21 protein-coding genes and 3 pseudogenes are annotated in these 24,449 nt (G+C 53.5%); 15 read left to right on the top strand and 9 right to left on the bottom strand.

What is annotated here, in order from left to right; translation table 11 throughout:
• The first annotated feature begins 536 nt into the window (after positions 1–536).
• A protein-coding gene (locus LJU29_RS28540; protein WP_122320854.1) for an IS3 family transposase occupies positions 537–1,699 on the top strand; the annotation gives its coding sequence in 2 pieces (ribosomal slippage) (positions 537–792 and positions 792–1,699; 1,164 coding nt in all).
• A gap of 8 nt (positions 1,700–1,707) precedes the next feature.
• Here LJU29_RS28540 and LJU29_RS28545 read toward each other — a convergent pair.
• Positions 1,708–2,364 (bottom strand): annotated as a pseudogene (locus tag LJU29_RS28545) (CBASS cGAMP-activated phospholipase); the annotation flags it as partial.
• A 148-nt stretch (positions 2,365–2,512) separates the two neighbouring features.
• On the opposite strand from LJU29_RS28545, the pseudogene LJU29_RS28550 reads away from it, so the two are divergent.
• Positions 2,513–2,686 (top strand): annotated as a pseudogene (locus LJU29_RS28550) (tyrosine-type recombinase/integrase); the annotation flags it as partial.
• A gap of 220 nt (positions 2,687–2,906) precedes the next feature.
• Here the strand turns inward: LJU29_RS28550 and LJU29_RS28555 are convergent.
• From LJU29_RS28555 to LJU29_RS28580, 6 genes are all read right to left on the bottom strand, one after another.
• Positions 2,907–3,530, bottom strand: a complete 624-nt coding sequence (locus tag LJU29_RS28555; protein WP_257113098.1) for a glycoside hydrolase family 25 protein — start codon at positions 3,528–3,530, stop codon at positions 2,907–2,909.
• An 800-nt stretch (positions 3,531–4,330) separates the two neighbouring features.
• A complete protein-coding gene (locus tag LJU29_RS28560) occupies positions 4,331–5,512 on the bottom strand; it encodes a glycoside hydrolase family 10-like protein (RefSeq protein WP_257113100.1) in 1,182 nt (393 codons plus the stop codon).
• 79 nt (positions 5,513–5,591) lie between these two features.
• Positions 5,592–6,887: a glycoside hydrolase family 68 protein gene (locus LJU29_RS28565; protein WP_257113102.1), complete on the bottom strand. Its 1,296-nt coding sequence runs from the start codon at positions 6,885–6,887 to the stop codon at positions 5,592–5,594.
• An 11-nt stretch (positions 6,888–6,898) separates the two neighbouring features.
• Positions 6,899–7,084: a Com family DNA-binding transcriptional regulator gene (locus LJU29_RS28570; protein ID WP_053486578.1), complete on the bottom strand. Its 186-nt coding sequence runs from the start codon at positions 7,082–7,084 to the stop codon at positions 6,899–6,901.
• 643 nt (positions 7,085–7,727) lie between these two features.
• Complete coding sequence (locus tag LJU29_RS28575) at positions 7,728–8,645, bottom strand: IS5 family transposase (RefSeq protein ID WP_257113103.1); 918 nt, start codon at positions 8,643–8,645, stop codon at positions 7,728–7,730.
• Between the two features lie 130 nt (positions 8,646–8,775).
• Complete coding sequence (locus LJU29_RS28580; RefSeq protein ID WP_122320628.1) at positions 8,776–10,725, bottom strand: putative bifunctional diguanylate cyclase/phosphodiesterase; 1,950 nt, start codon at positions 10,723–10,725, stop codon at positions 8,776–8,778.
• Between the two features lie 616 nt (positions 10,726–11,341).
• On the opposite strand from LJU29_RS28580, the gene LJU29_RS28585 reads away from it, so the two are divergent.
• From LJU29_RS28585 to LJU29_RS28600, 4 genes are all read left to right on the top strand, one after another.
• Positions 11,342–12,043, top strand: coding sequence for a FadR/GntR family transcriptional regulator (locus tag LJU29_RS28585; protein ID WP_122320626.1), 702 nt, complete (start codon positions 11,342–11,344; stop codon positions 12,041–12,043).
• Between the two features lie 67 nt (positions 12,044–12,110).
• The gene (lhgD, locus tag LJU29_RS28590; RefSeq protein WP_122320630.1) at positions 12,111–13,307 is read left to right on the top strand and encodes an L-2-hydroxyglutarate dehydrogenase; all 1,197 of its coding nucleotides are present in this window, start codon (positions 12,111–12,113) and stop codon (positions 13,305–13,307) included.
• A gap of 40 nt (positions 13,308–13,347) precedes the next feature.
• Complete coding sequence (locus tag LJU29_RS28595; RefSeq protein WP_257113047.1) at positions 13,348–14,694, top strand: MFS transporter; 1,347 nt, start codon at positions 13,348–13,350, stop codon at positions 14,692–14,694.
• A 57-nt stretch (positions 14,695–14,751) separates the two neighbouring features.
• Positions 14,752–15,159, top strand: a complete 408-nt coding sequence (locus LJU29_RS28600; protein ID WP_005759111.1) for a hypothetical protein — start codon at positions 14,752–14,754, stop codon at positions 15,157–15,159.
• Positions 15,160–15,161: 2 nt separating this feature from the next.
• Here the strand turns inward: LJU29_RS28600 and LJU29_RS28605 are convergent, their stop codons facing one another.
• Positions 15,162–15,491, bottom strand: a complete 330-nt coding sequence (locus LJU29_RS28605) for a helix-turn-helix domain-containing protein (protein WP_005759113.1) — start codon at positions 15,489–15,491, stop codon at positions 15,162–15,164.
• A 253-nt stretch (positions 15,492–15,744) separates the two neighbouring features.
• On the opposite strand from LJU29_RS28605, the gene LJU29_RS28610 reads away from it, so the two are divergent.
• The 6 genes and pseudogenes from LJU29_RS28610 to traJ form a co-directional block, all read left to right on the top strand.
• On the top strand, positions 15,745–16,257 hold the full coding sequence (locus LJU29_RS28610) for a transcription termination/antitermination NusG family protein (RefSeq protein ID WP_005759115.1): 513 nt from the start codon (positions 15,745–15,747) through the stop codon (positions 16,255–16,257).
• Positions 16,258–16,345: 88 nt separating this feature from the next.
• A complete protein-coding gene (locus LJU29_RS28615) occupies positions 16,346–16,555 on the top strand; it encodes a hypothetical protein (protein ID WP_005759117.1) in 210 nt (69 codons plus the stop codon).
• 292 nt (positions 16,556–16,847) lie between these two features.
• Entirely contained in the window at positions 16,848–17,339 is a 492-nt protein-coding gene (locus tag LJU29_RS28620) for a lytic transglycosylase domain-containing protein (protein ID WP_005759121.1), read from the top strand.
• 36 nt (positions 17,340–17,375) lie between these two features.
• On the top strand, positions 17,376–17,849 hold the full coding sequence (locus tag LJU29_RS28625) for a DotD/TraH family lipoprotein (RefSeq protein WP_005759124.1): 474 nt from the start codon (positions 17,376–17,378) through the stop codon (positions 17,847–17,849).
• Entirely contained in the window at positions 17,846–18,646 is an 801-nt protein-coding gene (locus LJU29_RS28630) for a type IV secretion system DotC family protein (protein ID WP_054071642.1), read from the top strand. The genes LJU29_RS28625 and LJU29_RS28630 overlap by 4 nt, the downstream gene beginning before the upstream one ends.
• Positions 18,643–19,611: pseudogene (gene traJ / locus LJU29_RS28635) on the top strand (plasmid transfer ATPase TraJ); the annotation flags it as partial. The gene LJU29_RS28630 and the pseudogene traJ, both read left to right, overlap by 4 nt.
• Positions 19,612–19,657: 46 nt before the next feature.
• Here traJ and LJU29_RS28640 read toward each other — a convergent pair.
• On the bottom strand, positions 19,658–20,581 hold the full coding sequence (locus LJU29_RS28640) for a recombinase family protein (protein ID WP_060404573.1): 924 nt from the start codon (positions 20,579–20,581) through the stop codon (positions 19,658–19,660).
• Positions 20,582–20,787: 206 nt separating this feature from the next.
• Between LJU29_RS28640 and LJU29_RS28645 the strand changes: the two genes are divergently transcribed.
• Genes LJU29_RS28645 through LJU29_RS28655 form a run of 3 tightly spaced genes read left to right on the top strand, consistent with a single transcriptional unit; the run spans position 20,788 to position 24,425 of the window.
• A complete protein-coding gene (locus LJU29_RS28645) occupies positions 20,788–21,027 on the top strand; it encodes a ribbon-helix-helix domain-containing protein (RefSeq protein WP_010216588.1) in 240 nt (79 codons plus the stop codon).
• Positions 21,027–21,446, top strand: coding sequence for a putative toxin-antitoxin system toxin component, PIN family (locus tag LJU29_RS28650; protein WP_044324867.1), 420 nt, complete (start codon positions 21,027–21,029; stop codon positions 21,444–21,446). Before LJU29_RS28645 ends, LJU29_RS28650 begins: the two co-directional genes overlap by 1 nt.
• Before the next feature lie 3 nt (positions 21,447–21,449).
• Entirely contained in the window at positions 21,450–24,425 is a 2,976-nt protein-coding gene (locus LJU29_RS28655) for a Tn3 family transposase (protein WP_257113003.1), read from the top strand.
• Positions 24,426–24,449: the final 24 nt, after the last annotated feature.

Consider the following 24,449-nt stretch of genomic DNA (forward strand, 5'->3'; position numbering starts at 1 on the left):
TCGGTCAAAAAATCTAGAGCCTAAAGAGACAAAAACGCTAGCCTGAAGACCACTGTTTGATGGACGCCAAAATGATCGGTTTTTCAGTCGCATTTAATCCTGGTCGGTTGCGCTCGATTGCAGGTCGAAGTGGCTGGACGCAGGTTCGTTTGCAGTCAATGCTGGTTCGCGGTGCCAGATAGACGCAATCAATCCCGGTCGAAAAACGCGATGATTGCAGGTCGAGGCCATCTCAATTGCAGGTCGTTACAAGTAGGGCGCGGTGGGCCGTTTGTGGAAGTCGAGTGAACCGAAGTTGTATCCGTACGGCAAAAAACCGGTGAGCAAGGCCCTTACGGAACGCTCGGCGCGTGCATGGGTTGTCGATATTAGCGAACCACTCGACCGCCGCCGGCATCAAGGGCAGGTGCTGGAACTCTGCGGCCTGTTACCGCTGATGCAGAATTGACCCATGTGCCGACTTGGCGTTGCCCTGTAGTGGTCTAATGGTTCCGGACACTCATTTAGGCGAGAATATCGCCAGATAGAGGTGTCTGATGACCAAACAACGCCGTACCTTTTCCGTTGAATTCAAACGCGAGGCCGCAGGCCTCGTGCTCGATCAAGGCTATAGCCATATCGAAGCCTCCCGCTCGCTTGGGGTGGTCGAATCTGCGCTGCGTCGCTGGGTCAACCAGCTTCAACAAGAGCGCAACGGTGTCACTCCACAGAGCAAAGCCCTCACGCCCGAGCAGCAAAAAATCCAGGAGCTCGAAGCCCGGATCGCCCGTCTTGAGCGGGAGAAATCCATTTTAAAAAAGGCCACCGCGCTCTTGATGTCGGAAGAGCACGAGCGCATGCGCTGATTGATCAGCTCAGTGTCCATGAGCCAATCGAATTGCTGTGCGAAGTGTTCGAGGTACCTCGCTCGTGCTACTACAACCATTGCCTGCGGCGTCGGTCTCCAGACGCCGAGCGGGTTCGTTTACTTAGCCGAGTCAATGAGCTGTTCGGGCAAAGTCGAGGCGCTGCCGGCAGCCGCAGTATCGTGTCGATGATGCAGGCGGATGGCGAGCAAATCGGTCGGTTCAAGGTGCGTAGCTTGATGCGGGAGCTGGGATTAATCAGCAAGCAACCAGGCTCGCATGCTTATAAAAAAGCAACAGTGGAGCGGCCTGACATTCCGAACATTTTGAATCGGGAGTTCGATGTACCCGCGCCCAATCAGGTCTGGTGTGGCGACATCACCTACATCTGGGCGCAAGGAAAATGGCATTACCTGGCGGTGGTTATGGATCTTTACGCGCGTCGGGTGGTGGGCTGGGCGTTTTCGAACAAACCGGATACGGACTTGGTGATCAAGGCGCTGGACATGGCTTATGAGCAACGCGGCAAGCCTCAGGGCCTGCTGTTTCATTCCGACCAGGGCGTCCAATACGGGAGCCGACAGTTTCGCCAGCGGCTTTGGCGATACCGCATACGCCAGAGCATGAGCCGCCGGGGTAATTGCTACGACAACTCGCCGATGGAGCGTGTGTTCCGCAGCTTGAAAACTGAGTGGATACCGACCGTGGGCTACATGACGGTCCAAGAGGCTCAGCGGGATATCAGTCATTACCTGATGCATCGTTACAACTGGATTCGGCCACACCAGTTCAATGATGGAATGGCGCCCGCTCAGTACGAGAAAAACCTTAACGTCGTGTCCGGGATCAGTTGACCACTACATACCGTCATAGTGCCGATAGCAAGGACACGGACCCGAGCATTTCGATCAGGAGCAAGGAAGGTGCGGATCTCATGAAGACCGAAGAGGCCTGGAGCATTGCCAACAAGCCCGCCATCGACGAAGACGCCCCTATCATTCCGAACTGAGGGGAAGTAAACGGGAGCGGCGGATGTCGCGAGTGCCACATCCACTAATGTCATCTGGTAGTCACGCTCAAACGTCGGATGATGGGGGGTTTTGAAAAACTGACCTTTGCCTGTGGTGTAGTTTACCGAAGGGATCAGCACGCGGTGCTTCAACTCGCCGATGGTCGTGGTACCGAAGCGCCGCTCAAGCACTGCCCTAAGACCAGCGTTGGAATGCTTAGCTTTTTTCCAGAATCCAAGCCCTTTGCGCTTAAAATCCCGACTGGCAAAAATCTCCTTCCCTTGCTTTTCGAACAAGACCTTCAATTCGCTGGCGGGAATTTCGCTCGCCAGCCCAAGCGCCAGAAGCCCTCCCGCAGATGTGCCGCATATTAGGTCGAAGTGCGAGGCAATGGGCTTGCCTAGCACCTCTTCAAACTCCTTCAGGATCGTTGCGGTGTATAGAGCCCTGTACCCCCCGCCGGAAAGCGCCAGGACGTGATAAATCGGTACATCAAGCTGATCATCCATAGTGCTCACTTTCGGCAGATTCGTGTTCAGGCGATGAAAAGGCATACAAAGCGCCATCACCATCATGTAGTACTATCATACAAATAAAGACACAATATATAGTAAATAAGACCATTGGATCCACTTCTTATGAAGAGAGGTGGATGTGCTCAAGCATCGAGGCGGTGGCAGGTGTCAAGAACGCAAATTGGTAGCGCTGGCCAGCCTCTTTGATCACCTCCAAGAAAACAACGCGGTCACCGGCGGCAATCTGGTGCATGGGCTAAAGCGACCACGTATTGAAACCAGTAAAGGTAAAACGCCACTCGGTGATCACCAGGCCTGTTACCGCTGATGCAGAATTGACCCACGTGCCGACTTGGCGTCGCCCCATAAGTATTCAGCCCAAAGTCAGACCTGCTAACGCTTTACGGAGTAGAAGCTTGGGTCAGCGAAATTTCGGCAGCTGGGTTAATTCTGCATCAGCGGCAACATATTCGGCTTTATCGTCCAAAAAACCCTACTTTTTTGAATGATAAACATGCTTTCGCAAAGTCACTGGATCAAGTACGAACCCAATTAAGATCTACATCAACCTCAATGCCCGCGATGCGACCTTTGTTACTGTGCTGCCAAATTGACCAGCTTTTACCTGCTACCTCCCATGAAGCTGGAACTTTAGGTTCACTGACATCCCAATTAGCGATCCACAGAGGGTATTCACTAAATGCATATTTTTCTCCTAAAATATGATTCATCCAGAAGTTGTTATCGCAATATATAAATGGTTTTTTGCTCTTTAGGATTTTTTCGTTATACAATAAAGTTAGCAGTTTATGAAGGTTGTCAGCCATTTCGTCCGGGGTAGCTTTTTCGTTACCTTCGAGCTCCGCATCGATTGCAAAAAACTCAGTAGATGCATCGAAGCCGGCAGCAGTAAGTGTACTAACTATGTTATCTCGTTGTGCTTCCGGCGAGCTGCTGAGCGCACGAAAGTAATGATATGCCCCCGTTTTAATTCCGACGGCTCTAGCGTCAGTACGATACGTAGTGTATTTATTGTCCTGTACGGTAGCGCCTTCTGTTGACTTGATAAAGGCATACTCAATGCCAGCCTCAAAAACTTTTTTAAAATCAATATCACCTTGAAAATGCGATAGATCAATACCTTTCTTAATTGTGCTCATGAATCTCTCCTATTTCTCGTGTCTGAGAATTTTAGAACTATTTATAATTGGCGGGCTAGGCGGAATATATGTGTTTTTGTCAAAGCTTAGGAAGGCTTTATTTATTAAAAACCCAGTTGCTGCCCCTTTGTAAACCAATGCTCCCAAAGCATTGCTGGGACGAAAACCGAATAAAACAGCAGTTCCTTAAACGGCAGCCCAAGCTATGAGTGACTGCTTTTCTACTGTTGGTTCAACGTTATCTACTGCGCGTCGGAATTTTCGGTGCGGCAAGTGCAGCACAGGTCTTCTTCGGATTTTTCCATTGGGAATCTCATGCAAGGTGCGTACGGGCAAAACTCGCCGCCAGCGGCTCGGCTCTAGCAGCCTGCGTGGCGGTGCTTTAAAAGGCGAACGTTCATCGTCATTTTCCTTTAGATAGCGTGAAGACTGCCGCCAGGCGGCGGCAGGCCAACGGCAGGGGCTGGTAGGATGTAGGCTTGCTCGGCGTGACTCCATTCGAGGTAGCTTTCAACCCTCCAAAAACGGGGGGGTAGGGAGCAATGGAACTGAAAACCAACGTAAGGCATGGTTAGAATTTGCTAATCCCCTCAGATTGCGAGGATTAGCGAACTTTGATTTTCTGAACGAGTTTATGGCACCGCTTTTCAGGGTGATATCACCTACCGTGGCGCTCGCTGAAGCGGTATCATAAAACGTGGTTTTATCGTATTGGCCAGGCTGCATTAGGGGGTACGGACAGGCACTGGGCTTAAGTGCACTTTCTGTTACGTTGTTCCCCAAGCCCCGACAATACAATATTAGACGTCAGCCCAGCGAAGCTTCAGGTAGTCGACCACCTGCTGAGTCTGTGAGGCCCGCAGAAACATATGTCGAAATAACATGCACCCGGAAACTTCAGTCAGAGAATCATTCAGGTCAAGCTGACGGGTAATTTCAGGCACGCCCCCCTCGACAGTCCAGTCGGGCTCGGTTTCTGATGCCGTTCCCACTTTATACAGAGCCATACCAATATATAACGCTGTGCCAGTTCCGCTGACGGTATCCGCCCACCACTGTGTGATGACATCATAACGCGCAACCTCACGAGCAAACGGCCAGTATACCTGCGGGGCGATATAATCAATGATGCCGTCAATGACCCATTTTCGTGTGTCTGCATACGCGAAATCGTAATTAGACGCACCGGCCTGCGTATCAGACCCCAGCGGGTCGTCAGATTTATTCCGCCAGACGCCTGCCGGGCTGACGCCAAACAAGACATCCGCTTTTACGGCGGCTATTTTTTTATGGCATGTATCAACCAGCGAATAAGTGTTATTCCTCCGCCAGTCGGCCTTCGTGGTAAAGTTCGTATTGTATTTCTGATAGGTGGCATCATCCTGCAGCAGCGAGCCGGCAGTTTCATAATAAAAATAATCATCGAATTGAATGGCATCAACATCGTATTTAGTGACAATTTCTTCAACAATACTACTAACCCACGTCTGAACTTCAGGTATCCCGGGGTTGAGAACAAAGCGGTTCGCTGCGGTTCCCGTCCATTCAGGATGCGTTTTAAACACACTGGCCGGTGAGTCAGATGATGAGTTGTTCAGCTCTTCGATTGTGGCATCGCTGGCGTTCATTGATACGCGGTACGGGTTCACCCATGCGTGCAGCTCAATATTGCGAGCATGTGCCTGCTCGATAGCATAAGCCAGTGGGTCGAAGCCGGGATTCTTCCCGAGCGTACCCGTCAGGTACTTCGACCACGGAAGCAGGTCTGATGCGTAGAATGCATCTGCGCAGGGAACAACCTGGAATATGACGGCATTCATTTTCATTGCCACAATCTCATCAAGAATGCCGGTCAATTCTTCTTTCTGTTTACTGACACGTGCAGCCTCATCAGTAATGGCCACAGATGAGACTGACGGCCAGTCAAGATTCGTAACTGTCGCGACCCAAGTCGCCTTGAGGTTTTTGTTCGCAGTTGCCATTGCGGTTTCTCCTTTAGGGTTCTGAGTGAACGAAGAACGCCTGCTCTCACAGACGTTCTTCAGGTATGGGAACGGCGTGTCAGCTCAGTTGCACGTCTTTCATCGCAGGAATATAACCGTAGTCATATTCTTCCTGCACGAACGAGCGATCCCCTTTCAAGAGGATTCTCACCGTCGGCGCTTCGGTCCCGCCGATACGATAATCCTCGCCTTCGGTGGGCACGCTGTCGATGAAAGAAGTTACCAGACCGTTTGGCATGACGCAGTGCGAATACGTCTGGAAAGGCTGCTCGGGCGGATTGCCAAGCACCAGGCCAGAAGCGTTCATTGGCCGGTACGGACCGAACAAATGTTCGCCGACAAAACCGTACACCCCGTCTGGCCCTGTAACACCATCGGCATATGTGAACTTGTGGCTGATGGTGAACAAGTAATACTTGCCGTCTTGAAACACGTAATGCGGACGTTCGGTCTGATCGTTAACGCCGACGGCTGTTACCAACGGCGGAAGTAGTTCCCACTCTTCACCACTGAGATCCTTTGCGACCGCCAGACCGATACAGCCCACCTGGAATCTGGCACCCCCCACGTCTTCATAACCCGGTGGTACAGGGCCAAGTTCGGCAACCCCTACTGTATGCGAACCGCGTTCACCGGCGACATTGCCTTCAAACACCATATACAACTTGCCATCATTAGGATCAATGAACGGACTGGGGTCGCGAAAGTTCCAGCTTGAGTTCTGCGCTTCGGTTTGATAATAGGTGCCGTCGGCCTCGAACAGTTTTTTGACCTGGGTAAAGTCTTTCAACTCCACGCCCTGATCGGACGTCACAATACGGCCACGTACTTTGGCGATCGCTGCGCCGGGCGTGACGCAGGTGTAATAGAGATCAATATCGCCTTTGTCATTCAACAGTATGGGTGTGCCCGCCCACTCTCGAGTGGTGGGCGATACCCCCTCGGCCATTACACGACCACCAAAAATCCAGTCCTTGCCGGTACGCGAGTACCAGTAGCACATGCGTGCGCGGCCATGTCGATCTTCCCAGTCACGCTTGATGTCATAGCGACCGTCGGGCCCCAGGTACTGAGGGTCGTCAGGATGGCGGTCCGCCGTCAGGGTGATGATCACTGACCAGCCGTTGACCGAAACCACCGTGCCGTCGAGCTCTCGCAGCGGCATGGTGTCCCAGATGAATACCGTATCACTCATGACCGGAAAGTCCGCACTGACCAGTGGCTGCGTCGTGGTCGGGTCATTTTCATTGACCTTCAGCGCATCGGCGCGGGACCAGACAGTAGGTGGGTATTTGATGTTATCTACGAGAGGACTATTTTGGAGCTGGCTTACAGCAGAGTTGCTATTGTACATAATTGATACCTTTAAATAGTTGTGGGAGGCAGCAGCGACGCTGCTGTACCTCTGTCGCTCAAAGGCGATAACTCAAGGCTCACGGCCTTCACATGATTCAACGTCCCGCAGCGGGAGCACTTGATCTGGAGTTCGGTGTAGTAACCGATGCGGGCCAGCAGCTTCTTGCACTGCCCGCATCGATAGTCTTTCAACATTTGCAATGGTCTCCTTGTGCTTCGCCCAATGAAAAACCCCGCCGAGGCGGGGTTTGGGTAATCGCAATTTACCGGTCGGTGCTGTTGAAAAGCCCGTATCCGGCGGCTGCCCTGAGGCGCAAATCGCATATCGTGGTGCCTTTTTACCTCCCTCCGGAAAGGCTGGAAAGGGGCAGATTCGGGGTGGGTCGAGTTTGGCCGGAGTTCAACACCAGTTCGACCACAGCTGCGCCATTGGCCCGGATAAACGGTACGTGTAGCGGCTTGCAATCGAAAACCGCTGGCTCACATTAATTGCGACTATCAGTAGCCTCTGGCTCGGATTATGTGCCACTCAGCTCATGGTATTTGCGACCAGTGTCGGTTTCTGAAATAAACGCGACATCTGATTGGCGAAGGCCTCAATCGGCTGTTTTAAATTTTCGAAATAGCTGCGACGGCTGAGGGCAATTAATGCGACTGTTTAGGGAAGACAGACGTTGAGCGAGTCCGGCTAAGGAAGGTCTGAAGTAGCCGGATGTTTTCCGGCTACCGAGTCCTCAGCACTTTTCAAAAAACGATGCATGTCGAAATTTGCTCAATTATCTTCGCTTTTTAGCTCTTTCGGCCGCTGCAAAGCCTTTTGCGGTAACCATTTCCTGCATTACACGCGCACCTCTCCTGCGCTCGCCAACAAATGTCGGCGGGCCATCCACAGGTTTGACAGGGCGAACAACGTCACCATCTGCGCGGTGTTCTTGGCCAAGCCCCGAAAGCGCACTTTTTCATAGCCAAACTGGCGTTTGATGACCCGAAACGGATGCTCGACCTTGGCGCGAATCTGGGCCTTGGCCTTCTCGATTTTTCGGATCGCCTTGTACAAAATACTGCGTTTTCCGTGCTTTTTGTAAGTGCTGCGGCGGGCGGCAATCTGCCAAATGACCTTGCGCCCAGCGTGTTCTTCGCGCTTCTCGACCCCGGTGTAACCTGCGTCGGCGCAGACTACGTTTTCCTCGCCGTGCAGCAGTTTGGCAACCTGCGTGACGTCTGCCACATTGGCCGCTGTTACTACCACGCTGTGCACCAGGCCTGACTCGTCGTCGGCGCCGATGTGAGCCTTGGCGCCGAAATAGTACTGGTTACCTTTCTTGGTTTGATGCATCTCAGGATCGCGTTTGCCATCCTTGTTCTTGGTCGAACTGGGCGCGTGAATCAGCGTGGCATCGACGATGGTGCCTTGACGCAACGACAAGCCACGGTCGCCCAGATAACCATTAATTACGCCGAGAATCCCGGTCGCCAACTCGTGCTTTTCCAGCAGACGACGGAAGTTGAGAATGGTGGTTTCGTCTGGAATTCGCTCCAGGCTCAGGCCTGAAAACTGACGCAGGATGGTCGTCTCATACAGCGCTTCTTCCATCGCCGGATCGCTGTAGCCGAACCAGTTCTGCATCAGATGAACACGCAGCATCGCCATCAGTGGGTAGGCGGGCCGGCCACCTTCTCCTTTTGGATAATAGGGCTCAATCAGGGCAATCAAACCTTTCCAGGGCACCACCTGATCCATCTCGATCAGGAACAATTCCTTACGGGTCTGCTTGCGCTTGCCGGCATACTAGGCGTCGGCGAAGGTCATCTGTTTCATCATCGAAAAGCTCGGCGACTGGTGTCCGGAGATTTTGCCAAATTAGGAAGTCTTTTTCAGAGTTTCCCTAACCGAACGTGCGCTCGTCATCCGGCGCCTCAATCCACACGAGTGTTTCGGCGAACGTTATCGGCGGGCTGTAGAAGTAGCCTTGGACCATCGTGCAGCCCAGACTCGTCAGCGCGTTCAGCTCGTCCTGCGTCTCGACACCCTCGATCACGCATCCTAATGACATGTCCAGGCTTAGGGCCACCAGCGACTTGACGATCTTGTAGCTGGCCGGATTGTCATGCACGCACCTCACAAAACTGCGATCAATCTTCAGTTTGGTCAGCGGCAAGGCGTGCAACTGGCTGAGACTAGTGTAACCGGTGCCAAAGTCGTCAAGGGAAATCCCGCAACCCAACTGACGGAACCGGACAATAGCCTGTTGAACCTGGTCAATGTCCTGCATGACAGCCGTTTCGGTGATTTCCAGATCAAGTCGTGAGGCGTCAAAACCACTGTTTTCGATTATCTCGACAATTCTCTTGACGCTTTCCCAGGTCGCGCAGTCATGGGCCGACAAATTGAACGACAGCCTGATCGGCGACGGCCAGGACATTGCTCGCTGTAGCGCCTGCGTTAACAAAGGGGCGGTCAGCTCGTTGATCATGCCGATCCGCTCGGCAATCGGAATGAAATGTGCAGGCGATACCGCGCCGAGTACTGGACTGTCCCAGCGTGCCAGCGCCTCGAAAGCCACTGTTTCGCGTGTACAGCTTTCAATGATCGGCTGAAACAAAACGTGAAACTCCGTCTTCAGATTCGCCCGCCGCAATGCCTGCTCGGTTACGCCATCGGCACTAAGTTGTTCACGGTGACTGGCCGAAAACAGGCAAGTGGACCCGGGGTTGTGATTCTTGCCTTGGTAAAGGGCGTAATCGGCATATTCAAACAATTGGGTAGCATTGTCGGCGGTAGCTGGATACGTTGCGAAACCCAGAGTCGCGCCGATCTGGATCGGTATTTCCGAGAGTTCGAAACTTTCATGCATCAACGTGCAAAGGTGCTTGCCGAACATCAGTAACGCCTCGTTACTGATGTCGCCCTTGATGACCAGCGCGAATTCGTCACCGCCCAGCCTAGACACGTGGACGGTATCGCTCGCAGCAGTGGTCAGCCGTTCGGCGACCAGCATCAACAGCCTGTCGCCAACACTATGGCCATAAAGATCGTTGACCGGCTTGAACCCGTCCAGATCCAGCACACCCACCGCTAGCCCGCTGCGCTGTAGCAGTGCCTCGTTCATCGCCGTATCCAGTGTCTGGAAAAAATGCCGACGGTTAGGCAGGCCGGTCAGGCTGTCCCGATTGGCCAACATCAGGTTCGCGTTGCTCAGTTGTTCAGTCTTGAACTGGGCGTTCACCAGGCTGGTGAAGTCGCGGTACTGATAGCGAAGAATGATCAGCATGCCGATCGATACCAGCACAATATTTGCCGCCGTGGCGATAAACGTGATGTTGTGTGTTGAGGCGAAGAAAATAACGAACGCTGTGTTGACGATCACTGCGGTAATCAAGGCTGCAGACTGCAAATGCATCATGCAGAAAATGCACACAATCACGGTGATGCCCATGAAAAACGCCACTTGCGCCTGGGTATAGGCATCGCCATAGGGGTACATTGATAAAGACCATGCCGCAAATGCGGTGGAGATGATACCCACCAGCCTATTGGTGCCGCGAAGCGTCTCGAGAATAGTGCTTGAAGCTGGCGGCGGCTTGTTTACCGTAAGCAGCCACTTGCGCGCGCGAATGCCGCACCCGATGGTGAGGACTGTCGGCACCAGCAACGTCAGCCAAATCGGGGCAGTCGCCCAATGGGTAAAGGCAAGCGCCCAGGTATTGACCAACAGCACGAAGTACATCAGCGGCAGTTGTCGGGACAAAGCGACGTATTGGGCTTGCAAAAGCCGGGGATTATCGGAAGGCACGGACATCAGGGTGCGCAAGGCCCCCATCATTTTTTTCAGCATCGCAAGGCTTCTCTGTCAGTACATTCAAAGCGCAAGCGGCTTGCTGCTCATAATGCGAGCCAGGTTGTAACCTGCTCACCTGTAATGCTCTCGGCAGCGATAATTAATTCTTTACGGTAAAACAGGACTGAGCATTGGCGCGCTATGACGTGATCGAGAAGGATCACCGTCAGTATTACGGATACGACGAGCCGGAGGTGAGTACCCATTCCCCAGCTCGGCATGACCAGGTGGATGACGCCCCGATGATGGTTACCAGCCTCCAAGGCCGTTCGTTAGTTGAGGCGAGCCATCAGAAATGGTCAGGACCTACATTCAAAATGTACGACCGTGTCCTGAGAAGGGGGACTTTCAGCTGAATTGAACCCCGCCGCTTATGGGGGGCTCCAGCTGCCTCCTGCCTATATGGATTTCTCTGACAAAGATTTGCCAATCCATTCCTCGGATGCCGGCTACCTGATTGGCGAGAAAACCGTATCGTAGGAGCTAGTGGAATCCGTTCTGTCACGGCAGTTCGATACCAAGCATGCTAACTACAACAGCCATTCGTCGGCAAAAATCGCAACTGGATCCAAAGTTAATTAGCATAATTGTCTGACAATAGGACATAAACTTTATGCTTAGCTTTCCACGTCCTCACTCCCTCGTCGAAGGTGTCGTCTCTGCGATCCGCAGAGAGATTGTGAGCGGACGGCTCCCAGCAGAGTCGAAGATGCCGACAGAGCATGAGTTAGCTGATCAATTCAGTGTAAGCCGGTCCGTGGTACGTGAGGCCATTTCGCAGCTGAAAGCTGATGGCGTGCTAGTGATTCGTCGCGGCAGTGGCTCCTTTGTTTCTCAAACTCCCGGTGGAACGGTCTTCCGGCTGCCAAGCAACGAGGACCATTCGGCTGGCTTAGCTAAATTGTTTGAATTGCGCTCATGGATTGAAATACAAGTAGCGTCTGTTGCTGCGCAGCGGCACACAGATGCAGATTTGAAGCGGCTGTCTGATGCCATGTTGCTGATGGAGAGTAACGCGGGAAATTTCGAAATCTCCTCCAAGGCAGATTGTGAATTTCATTGCGCCATCGTAGCTGCGTGCAAAAACGAATATCTGACTGCCTTCCATGACTTCTTAGGCAGCCAGTTAATCCAGGCTCGTTTCATGGCTTGGGAAAACTCCTCAAAACTTGAAATAGGTCCAAGTGGTGCCATCCGTGAACACCGTGAAATCTACGACGCAATAGCAAAACGAAATCCCTCTGAAGCCGCTCACTGTGCCCGCATGCATCTCAAGGCTGCCGCGCTACGGCTCAATATCGATCTGGCGGATTAGTGAGCATCCATGAGTATAAATATCGCTCATCATGTTGTCAGACAACCTGACATTTAAAAGGATTTCTATGATCTACGATTTCTGTGTGATTGGGGGTGGGATAGTAGGGCTGGCCACAGCCATGCAACTGCTTAGGGCGCATCCAGGCGCTTCGTTGGTACTCGTGGAAAAAGAGGCAGCGATAGCTAAGCACCAAACTGGCCATAACAGCGGGGTCATCCATGCTGGGGTCTACTACGATCCTGGCAGTTTGAAGGCCGTACTGTGCAAGCGTGGGGCAGAGCTGACAAAAGCCTTCTGTACAGAACACAAGATCCCGTTTGAGATTTGCGGGAAAATGCTTGTGGCATCTAATCCTCGACAGCTTGCCTCGCTCAGCAACCTTGAAGCGCGAGCCAGACAGAATGGGCTCAACGTTGAACGACTTGAAGCTAAGGCGCTAAGGCAACGCGAACCCAATATCACAGGTCTGGGCGCACTGTTTGTAGACAGCACCGGTATTGTGGATTATCGCCTCGTATCAGATGTGATGGCTGGCGTGATAGCCAAAGCCGGTGGGGAAATAGCATTAGGTCAAACTATAGTCGCAATTCAGGAGCATGAGAGCCATGTATCGGTGTCATCAGAAGCGCTATCCTGGAAGGCTAATAAATTAGTGGTTTGCGCGGGTTTACAGTCTGATCGTTTAGCTGGAATGGCCGGACTGGATGTCGATTTTCAGATTATACCTTTTCGTGGTGAATATTTTCGGTTACCGTCAGAAAAAAACAACAGTATAAATCACCTGATCTACCCAGTGCCAGAAGCTGGGCTTCCATTTCTCGGCATTCATCTAACTCGTATGATTGACGGAGGGGTTACGGTTGGACCCAATGCTGTGCTTGGTTTTTCTCGCGAGGGTTACAAAAAACATGCGTTCAATGCTCGCGATGTTTTGGAATACAGCATGTATCCAGGCTTTTGGAAGCTTCTCGGTAAAAATTTACGCTCCGGAGTTAGCGAGATTAAAAATTCGGCCTGTAAGAAAAGCTACTTAGAACAATGCCGTCAATATTACCCCTCTCTCAGACTTGAAGACTTACAGCCATCGGACGCAGGAATACGCGCGCAGGCGGTCACAAAAAACGGAGGGTTTGTACATGACTTTCTGTTTGTCCAAACCTCTAGAATGCTACATGTCTGTAATGCGCCATCACCTGCAGCTACTTCGGCTATTCCAATAGCCGAAATGATAGTGGCAAAACTAGAAGGCTCTGTAGTTTAATCAGAGCTACTCGTATAAATATAATAGTATGGGTACGGCCATGAGTAAAAAAACTAGATTAATGCCAGACGAATCTACAGCCGAGCGCAAAAATCGTTTGCGGAAGGTTGCCGCTGCAACCATCATTGGATCAATGCTGGAGTGGTATGATTTTTATCTGTATGCATTAATGGCTGCCACAGTTTTTTCTAAAGTTTTCTTTAATCCTTCTGATGCGCAAAATGCAACTTTACTGTCTTTCTCGACTTTCGCCATCGGATTCATAGCTAGACCGTTTGGAGGTGTTCTTTTCGGACACCTCGGAGATAAGTTTGGCCGCAATCGTATGTTGATGGTGACCTTTTGCCTAATGGGAGTTTGCACAACAATTATTGGACTCATCCCTGGTTATGCCACGTTGGGCATTTGGGCACCAGTAACGTTGGTGTTGATTCGAATCTTGCAAGGTCTAGGCGCTGGTGCGGAACTCGCTGCAGCCGCTGTCACAGCGTATGAGCATGCTGACGAGAACAAGCGCGGCAGCCAGGGCGCATGGCCCGCTCTAGGGTTGAACCTGGGTCTGCTTCTATCGTCGCTGACGGTCTATCTTCTGACGATACAGGGTGAAGCATTCTTGCTTGCCGGAGGGTGGAGAATCCCATTTGTTGCCAGTATCGTTCTTGTGATGGTGGGGTTGTGGGTGCGCAGAAGCATTCCAGAAACGATTGCCTTCCAGGAGATCAGTGACGACAACAAATCCCAGGTCACGTCGAACACTGGTATAGAAAAAGCGCCTTTGCTGACTTTGCTTAAGAAAGACTTCAAAGGTCTAGTTGTAGTTCTTCTTGTTGCAATTGGGTATAACGCCCTAAGCTATATATTCAAAACCTTTTCACTTGCATATCTCACGTTGTATAAAGGGGTATCTGCAAACACCACTTCACTTTCTGTAACCATTGCCAGTCTAATAGCAATTTTTGCGGTTCCCTGTTTTGGTGCTTTGTGTGATCGCTGGAGCAGCAAGAAAGTATTGATGGCTGGAGGAGCGTTATCAGCCATGTTTGCATACACCTTTATGCAGCTCTTGGAGACGGGACAGAGCTCGTGGATATTCATAGCTATAGGTTTTGCGACCGGTGTACTTGCGCCGATGATGTTCGCTCCACAAGGCTCTTTCTTGAGTCGCCAGTTTCCCACAAACACAAGATCATCAGGCGTTGGCACTGGTCGAGAGATTGGAACTGCTATCGCAGGTGGCCTAGCCCCACTTGGAGCGTTATCGCTGGTTTCAAATTCTCCAGAGCATTCAACACATGGAGTTGTACTGATCTTGATTTTATCAGCAGTTTTGTTGGTCGTGGCTTGCGCATTTGATCAAGGTGGTAAGAGTTCTAGTTTCAAGAACTGATGAATAGGTCTGTCTCTTTTTTCATAGATAGTGCGTGTACAGTGTATGGAGAAAATAATGGAAATTGAAAAAGATGAAGTGAGAATTGAGTTAAAGGAATTGGTTGATGTGATGCGTTTAGACGAAAGTTATACATCTTTCTTGTCTGGCGGTATCTTTTCAATAGACCAAGTTGCAAGTGATGTATACGCTTTATTAGACGCTACTCAGTCCTGTTGGGTTGGTGTGTGCTATTACTTGCAAAGGCGATCTTCTTCAAAAGAAGATCGCCTTGGTATGCAAGAAGAATTTAAGGAGCTTTTAGATCTTTTGGAGTTCGAGAAGCAATTTAGCGCCGTTCGTGCTCACACTAGATTGATTCCTTTAGATGCCTGTTCGATATTGATCCACTTTTATAGAGTGCTACGTATTGAAGAAATTTTACGTAAGTATAAGAATATTTTAAATCGGTATGAACATGTTTGATTTTACTTCTTTTTATCACGCAGGCTATCTGCAAGTTTTATTAGTTGTTCCAAGTCTTCAATAGTCTCTAGTTGAAGAGCTTTTTCAGTTAGGTTTTGTCGGAGCATATGGATACGTTGAGTTATAGAGTCTTGTGGTGGAAGTATCTCCATCGGAGATACCCCGAATAGGTCTGCCAACCTTAGCAGATCTTCGATGTTAGGCATAGTTTCAGCTCTTTCATACCGGCTAATGGTATTAGGCTCGCAGTCTATGAGTTCTGCCACTTCAGACTGCTTCAGCCCCTTACCTGTGCGTAGCAGCTTCAGGCGAGCGGCGACAAAATCGCGCATGATTTCTGATCCCTTTTTGGAGCCAGAGAGCATCAGCACTGACGCTCTAAAAAAAAACACCAGAAATAGATATTTTTATTCATTTCTGGTTGATTTTTTTTGTGTTTGCTCTATTTTGTTATCTACAAATCCATCACCTGACGGTCATCCCTGGCCCAGTCACAGATGGAGCTGGTTTCCATCAGCACACCACTCGCCCCTGCGCTCAGCGGTTTGGGAATTCGAAAGAGCGCCTGATCAAAAGGATCCGATTATGAAAAATTGGCGTGTTTTGATGCACAATTCTTCCGTTTATCAGTCACTTATCACGTCGATCGAGCGGTTGGATGTGGAAGTGTATTCCCCCGAAAGCATTACCTACCGCAAACGTCCTGATCGCCCTTCATCGACAGAGAAGGTGGTGCGTTTGTTTCCTGGCTATCTGCTGCTGCGCTTCGATCCCCAAGTGACGCACACCACCACCATCACAGCGTTGAACGGCGCCCGTGGGTTTGTTCAGTTCGGCGGTCAAGCGTGTGTCATGCAGGACAGCACAGTAGAGGGCTTGAAGGCAGCGGCTTTGGTTCGTTCCAACCGTGCGCTTGATTGCATCGAGTTTCGTAATTTGCCGACAGAGCTGGAAAAAACGCTGCGTCTGATCATCGACATGAAATCTGATGCTGCGCGTAGAGCGGCTTTCCTTGCGCTCCTGGCCCAGGACGCAGCGCTGGAGCGCCTTGTCAGGCGCCACGGAACCCTTTGCTATTCGAGGGTACGTGCCGCCTAGGCATTACCACTTCCCACGATTTCCCATTTCACCGCCTGGTCTAGCCAGGCGGTGTTTTTTTGCGTTCTCACAACCTTCAGGAGTTCCCATGGCGTCATCCAAAGATGAAGCAACCACCAAGACAGTAAGCGTTTATATCCGAGCGGTCAGGGTGGAGGCGCTGAACAAAGCCGCGACACGGGTGAGCTATGAAACCAACAGCAGCAGGCAGATTTCACCCTCGGAACTTGCTCGCTACCTGATCGATAACTTCCTGGAAGCGGCTATCCAAAAAATGGTTGATGACTCCAAAAGGTAGTCATTGAGGAGGTCGCAATGCAAAAGAGACTCCTTTTTTCCGTGCTGCTCATCTCTCTGTCAGGGTGCAGCCATCCGACGGCCCAGTTCGCACAGGAACCGGCGGGGGAACGGGTGGATGAGCTGATCCGACAGAGCGCTTCTTCGGTGAGCCAGGCGCAGAGCCGGTTGCACCAGACCAGCGCTGTTCCTTCCTTTGCTCCCGTGTCAGCACAGGTCAAACCGACCGCTAAAGCACAGGCTCCCGCAGTCAAAGCTCCCGTCAGGCCTGTGCCTGTTGCCGGGGGTTAGCCATGCGCTGCCTATGGCTGGTTTTGGCATTGTCGGCGCCGTTGCAGGCCTCTGCTTTCTGCTTCCAGGAGGCTGGCCAGCGCTATGGAGTTGATCCGGTGCTACTGCAAGCGATCGGCATACAGGAAAGTAAACTGCAGCCTGGTGCAGTGAACCTTAACCGAGATTCGTCTGGAAAAGTGCTCAGCACCGACTACGGCGTTATGCAGATCAGCACGCGCAACGCTAACCGACTGGTTAGGATGGGACTGATCACGCGAGCGGAGGACCTTCTCTCCAACGCCTGCTTTAACGTTCAGGCGGGGGCTTGGGTACTGGCTCAACATCTTCGTGTGTGCGGCAATACCTGGCGTTGCCTGGGTTCGTATAACGCAGGCTTTGACCCTTCGCAACGCCAGGAGCAACGGCGCCTGCATTACGCGCAGCAAGTGCGCAACGTCTACGACCGCCTCAAAGCATTGGGCGCTGCACCGGCCCACCTCGCTATCCGTTAATGACTGCGCCCGGTTTGGGGTGTCAGGAGACTATCGATGAAATACTCCCTTTGGGCTGCGCCGGCGGCGGCATTGCTGCTGTCTGGCTGCCAGAGTTTTTGTGAGAAACCGCCGGCTGCTCCTACGCCTTCTGCAACAGCTGCGCCGGTACTTGATCGGGTTGCGTTACAGCAAGAAACGCTGTGGATGGAAGGTGCGATCAATACCCGGTCAACCCTGCCGACCGATGCTATCCGTGCTCAGAGCGACCTAGTGGCGGTTGACTGGAGCGGTGACGCAATTGAGCTGCTGTCCCATCTGGCCCGCCAGCGCGGTCAGACGTTTGCCTGGACCGGCGTGCGCCTGCCCTTGCCAGTGAACCTCAAGGTCAATGGAATCTCCTATGCGAATCTGTTGCGCCTGATCGAGATGCAAACAGCCTGGCGTGCGACCCTGACCCAGCTTCCAGGGCAACTGACCCTGGCCTTTGCGCAGGCGGAGCCTGCCAAGAAGGCGGGAGGGCGTCAGTGAAAAAATCAATTTTGACGCTTGTCCTGTTGCAGGGCCTGCAAGGGTGTGGACATACGCCACCTTCCACACCCGCCGACACGCCGGCGCCACTGGAAAGCTATCTTGCCCCCGCTGACCCGCCGTCAGCAGACGTGACCGAATCGCGGCGACAACTGCTGGAGGAATCGGGACGCAACACAGGGTTTCGCGGCGGTAAGGCTGAGCGCGCGTGGGAATTACGCCAGGCATTGGAGGGGCAGATCGGGCGACTCAATACCCTGTATGACTTTCGGACCCTGATCAGCCGTGAAGGCTGGCTACCTCCCGTCATCGACGAGGCGGTGGACGTGGCTCATATCACGCCACGGCAGATACGCACTGCAAGCCATGTTTACGAAATCATCGTGCCCGAACGGTTCGTCAGTAACCCTCCGTCATGGCGTACCTGGTTGATGGCGGGCCTGTCATCGTCTGGCCCTGATGAAACCGTGGCAGTCACACCTGAAAACCGTTTGCAGAAGGCGCTTTGGCAAGCGGCGGTCCGCCAGGGCTGGGGTGAAGGGCGGCAAAGTGCCGATCAGACCCTTGAAGCCAATTTCAACCGCCTGACCCGAGATTACCGGGGCATGCTGATGTACTCGCAGTTACTACGTCAGGGGTTCATCACGGCGCCGGTCGTCACGGATCAACAGCAGACCGTGACGGGGGATCGTCAGAAGCTGACCACCGGCGATCGCGTACGAAGCCTCAAGGAGAACGCCGGCTTTGTTCCTGACAAAACCCAGTGGCATCCGGTGATACACAAGGTGCAGCCATGACCCAGACGACACAGACAATGGATTTTGCCCCCTACGCTTTTGAAGACGGGCTGAATGCAGACACCTTGCGCGATTTTTTCGTCTGGTGTGCACGGCAGTCAGCCAGCGACATTCACATCCAGGGCGGTAACCACCTGGTGGTCGGGCATCAAGGTCGCTTGCGCCAGGCCAGCCGGTTTGTGCTGGCTGACGATACGTGGTCCAAGCTCCTCGATGATCTGTTCAGCCCTGAGATTCGGCCGACGGTACGTGGTGGTCGCCCTGTTGACCGGGCCATACAGCTGGATGGCGACATCAACCAGCGTTACGGCCTGGAGCGTGGCGAGCGATTACGCTTTCGCTGCAACTTTGTGCAGGCCACTGCTGGGCGACTGGACACCACCATCGCCCTGACGATGCGGATCATTCCATCTGATATCCCGGATCTAACAAAGATGGGGCTGGAAGAAGATCTGTTCGAAGCGTTGTTGCCGTCCAATGGTCTAGGGCTCATTGGTGGAATCACGGGGTCGGGTAAAAGTACCCAGGCGGCCGCTATCTATCGCTTTTGCCTGGACACCGATCCTGACCGCAAGGTGACCACGATCGAAGACCCGATCGAATTCATTCTCGCGCGTCCAGGGGATGTATTGGCCTCGACGCAGCTGCAGATAGGTCGAGACGTTGCCAACTATGCCGACGGCATTCGGGCAGATCTTCGCCGGGCACCGTCGATCATCGGGGTGGGTGAAATGCGGGATTTGGAGACCTTCCAGGCCGCCGTTTTGGCCGGACAGGTGGGCCATTTCAATCTCAGCACCTTGCACATCCATTCACCTGGAGAGGCCATTCCACGGTGCCTGACCATGGTGCCCTCGGAAATGCGCGAGGCTACGGCCCACGATCTACTGAGCGTTCTGCAATACATCATCGTGCAAAAGCTGCTGCGCACCACCGATGGCAAACGTCAGGCCGTGCGCGAATACGGGGTCTGGGGAGCAATGGAACAGGGAAGTCAGTTAAGCCCCTACGTCACCAGTACCGGTCAGTACCCTCCATGTGCACTTCGCTTTCGGAGAAGCAGTGGCGGTCGTCCGCGCCACTGGCGATGTCGCTCAGCAACTCGTTCACCGTGTCGTCCAACTCTGCATCGCTGTCGTAAGGCACCTTCAGTTCGTACTCGCCGTTCGATCGCCGCTGAGCGTCGTACTCATCGAGATAGAAGTGTTCAATGTGCTCTATCGTGCGTTTCTTACCGCGCACAAATTTACTGTTGTTCTCAATCCGCAGAGTCAGCAGGAGGGTGGCGACCTTGGTCGTGCTGATACCGGTGTTGCCATTGTCCCGCACGCCGGATGCCTTTCGCGCCGACTTCTCGTAGGCGCTGATCGCTACGCCGCGATGCCGAAGGTAGCTGTACAGCGTGCTCTTGGAGACGTGCAGCTTCTGCGCGATAGCGGCAACGGACAACTTACGTTCACGATACAGCGTTTCGGCAACCATCGCCGTCGCCTGCGCTCGTGGCGTCAGCCCCTTCGGCCGTCCGCCCATCCGTCCGCGTGCTCGCGCGGCCGACAGTCCTGCCTGGGTGCGTTCCCGAATCAGTTCGCGCTCAAACTCGGCCAACGATGCAAACAGATTAAATACCAGCCGGCCTTGTGCACTGGTGGTATCGATGGGGTCATTCAGGCTCAACAGGCCGACCTTGCGCTCAATCAAATTGCCCACCAGCTCTACCAAATGCTTGAGTGAGCGTCCCATCCGGTCGAGTTTCCAGATCACTAACACGTCCCCAGCTCGAACTTGGCCAAGCAGTTCGTCCAATGCGGGCCGCGCCGTTTTCGAGCCACTGGCTACATCTTGGTAAATGCGTTCGCAACCGGCGCGGTTGAGTGCATCGAGCTGCAGGTCGAGATTTTGGTCGCGCGTGCTTACGCGGGCATAGCCGATTTTCATCAAAAGTCTTCTTTACTCGTCTGATTTCGACAATATCGAACTTTGATACGTCAAACCATTATTATGAACCTGTTGTGGGCACAGACGGCGTGTACGGCTGATCGTTTGTTAAAGTTTCGAAAAACGATCGTTTTATCGAACCATTGCAGTGTAGCGTAACAAAGCGTACAAACACCTAAATGCAAAAACACCGATCAGGAGAGCACATGAATACTGTTCGCTGGAACATCGCCGTATCGCCGGACGTGGACCAGTCCGTCCGCATGTTTATCGCGGCTCACGGCGGAGGACGCAAAGGCGATCTGTCACGCTTTATCGAGGAGGCCGTACGCGCTTATTTACTGGAACAAGCTGTCGAGCAGGCGAAGGCCGCCGCCGCCGGCATGAGCGAAACGCAGCTGACCGATCTCATCGACGAGGCCGTGCAATGGGCGCGTGAGCACTGATGCGGGTCATTCTCGACACCAACGTCCTGCTCGGCGCACTGATCTCGCCACTCGGCGCACCCGATGCGATTTATCGTGCCTGGCGCGCTAAGCGTTTCGATCTGGTGACATCAACGGCCCAGCTCGACGAGCTGCGTCGTGTAAGTCGTTATCCGAAGCTCAAGGCTATTTTGCCTGCCCACCGCGTTGGCACGGTGGTCAACAACATGCAACGCGCCATCGTACTGGATACGTTACTGCCTCTGGCGGAGGGCATTGAAGCTGAGGATCCTGATGACACCTTTTTGCTCGCGATGGCAGTGACTGGCGAGGCTGACTACCTCGTAACCGGTGATCGACGGGCCGGGTTGCTGCAACGTGGCAGCATCGGCCGTACGCGGATCGTCACCCCGGCCACTTTTTGCGCCGATGTACTGTAACGCATGCCCGTCAGCTTCCTGTCGACCACGCAACGGGAACGCTACGCTCGCTATCCAGAGACACTTTCCAGTGAAGAACTGGCGCGCTACTTCCACCTGGACGATGATGACCGCGAGTGGATCGCCACCAAACGTCGTGACAGCAGCCGTCTGGGCTATGCACTACAACTGACAACCGTGCGTTTTCTTGGTACGTTTCTGGAGGATCCCACTGCCGTGCCAGAAGCCGTACTGCGCACCCTCGCAACCCAGCTCAATATCCCTGAGTTTGCCGATTGCGTCGCAGCTTATCGCAGAACCAGGCAGCGCTGGCAGCACACAACCGAAATCCGCGCACGCTATGGCTACCGTGAGTTCGCAGACACCGGCAATCAATTTCACCTTGGGCGCTGGCTATGCGCCCTGTGTTGGACGGGCACCGATCGCCCGAGTGTGCTTTTCGAGCATGCCAACAGTTGGTTGATCGGTCACAAGGTACTGCTGCCTGGCGTCACCCTTTTGGAACGATTCGTTGCCGAGGTGCGGTCGCGCATGGAGTCGCGCCTTTGGCGGTTGCTGACGCGTGACGTAACAGATGTCCAGCGGCAGCGCCTTGACGATTTGCTGGATCCTGTCGAAGGCAGTCGCCAGTCCTGGCTTGATCGATTACGCAAGGGACCGGTACGCGTGAGTGCCCCAGCACTGGTACAAGCATTGTTGCGCATCGAAACGATACGTGATCTGGGAATCAAACTGCCTAATACCAAGGTACCGCCCAGTCGCATCGGGGCATTGGCACGCTTTGCCAGCACCGCCAAAGTCTCAGCTGTGGCCAGACTTCCAGACGCACGGCGCATGGCTACCCTGGTGTCTTTTGTCCACAGTCTAGAAGCCAGTGCTCATGACGATGCCCTTGATGTGCTCGACCAGTTGTTGCGCGAACTGTTTAGTAAGGCGCAAAAGGAAGATCGCAAGACCAGGCAGCGTACGTTGAAAGACTTGGATCGGGCTGCTTCAATGCTGGCCAGCGCATGTCGAATGCTACTCGACCCAAGTCTGCCAGACTGCGAATTACGCGAGCGTGTGTATGCCGCTATTGGACAAGACGAACTGACCCAGGCCCTGAACGATATTGGTACTCTGGTGCGCCCGCCAGACGATGTGTTTTACACCGAACTGGCGGCCAAACAGGCGACTGTGACGCGCTTTTTACCGACGCTGCTGCGTGTCATCCAGTTCGACGCCAATCCGACAGCACGCCCACTGGTACAGGCACTGCAATGGTTGCATCAGAGGCCAGACCATGACCCAGCTATCACCATTGTGGACAAGGCATGGCAACGTCATGTCGTGGGAGAGGACGGAAAGGTCAATTCCAGAGCCTTTGCCTTCTGTGCCCTCGCCAAGTTGCGTGTGGCGATTCGTCGGCGCGACGTATTTGTCAATTCAAGCTGGCGATATGCCGACCCGCGCGCGGGCCTGTTAGAAGGGACCGAGTGGGAGGCTGCGCGGCCTGTCATTTGCCGCTCACTGGAGTTGAGCGTGCAACCGCAGGCCACCTTGGCCGCGTTGACACAGGAACTGGATGAAACCTATCGGCGCGTCGCTGCACGCCTGCCCGACAACGACGCAGTTCGCTTTGAGACAGTCGGCGACAAGACAGAATTGGTACTCAGCCCGCTGGAAGCATTGGCGGAACCGGCATCGCTGATCGCTTTGCGTCATGAGATCAAGATACGCATGCCCCGCGTCGATCTGCCGGAAATCCTACTGGAGATAACAACCCGCACCGACTGCATGGAGGCGTTCTCGCATCTAACTGAACGCACAGCACGGGCCGCCGATCTAAACACCAGTCTGTGCGCGGTGCTCCTGGCCGAAGCCTGCAACACTGGCCCCGAACCGTTTGCACGCCAGGACACACCAGCACTGCGGCGGGACAGACTGCTGTGGGTTGATCAAAACTACGTGCGGGATGACACGCTGACTGCCTGCAATGCCGTGCTGGTAGCCGCACAAAACCGCATCGCACTGGCCCGCACTTGGGGAGGCGGCGATGTAGCTTCGGCTGACGGCATGCGCTTTGTGGTGCCTGTACGCACCGTCCATGCCGGACCAAACCCAAAATACTTCAATCGTGGACGCGGCGTGACTTGGTATAACCTGCTGTCCGATCAATGCTCGGGGCTAAACGCGATTACCGTCCCCGGCACCTTGCGCGACAGCCTGGTGTTACTGGCGGTCGTACTAGAGCAGCAGACCGAATTGCAGCCCACGCAGATCATGACCGACAATGGCGCTTATAGCGATGTAGTGTTCGGCTTGTTCCGGCTTCTGGGGTATAGGTTTAGCCCACGCTTGGCAGACATCGGTGGCACTCGGTTCTGGCGAGTCGATGCACAAGCCGACTACGGCGAACTCAACGCTCTGGCAAAACAGTGCGTCAACCTTGATCGCATCACACCACATTGGGACGACGTACTGCGTTTGATTGGTTCACTCAAACTTGGCCTGGTGCCCGCGATGGGAATCATGCGCACCCTGCAGGTCGATGAGCGACCGACACGACTGGCCCAGGCCATTGCTGAAATTGGTCGCATCGACAAGACTATTCACACACTGAACTTCATTGACGACGAGTCGCGCAGACGCGGAACGCTGCAGCAACTCAATCTCGGCGAGGGTCGCCATAGCCTGGCCCGCGAGGTCTTCCACGGCAAGCGCGGAGAACTGTTCCAGCGCTACCGCGAGGGACAGGAGGATCAGTTGAGTGCGCTCGGACTAGTCGTGAACATGATCGTTTTGTGGAACACCTTGTACATGGACGCGATACTCACACAGCTACGCCGCGAAGGCTATCCGGTGCGACCCGAAGACGAGGCGCGGCTTTCGCCGTTTGGTCATGAGCATATCAACATGCTCGGGCGCTACTCATTCTCCGTACCGGATGCCGTCGCACGCGGAGAACTGCGGCCACTTGGGAAAGCCTCAGAAACCTGAATTACTCAACTTTATTGGAACAAA

Origin of the sequence: Pseudomonas ficuserectae, assembly GCF_024584585.1 — a bacterium.
GTDB lineage: Bacteria > Pseudomonadota > Gammaproteobacteria > Pseudomonadales > Pseudomonadaceae > Aquipseudomonas > Aquipseudomonas amygdali.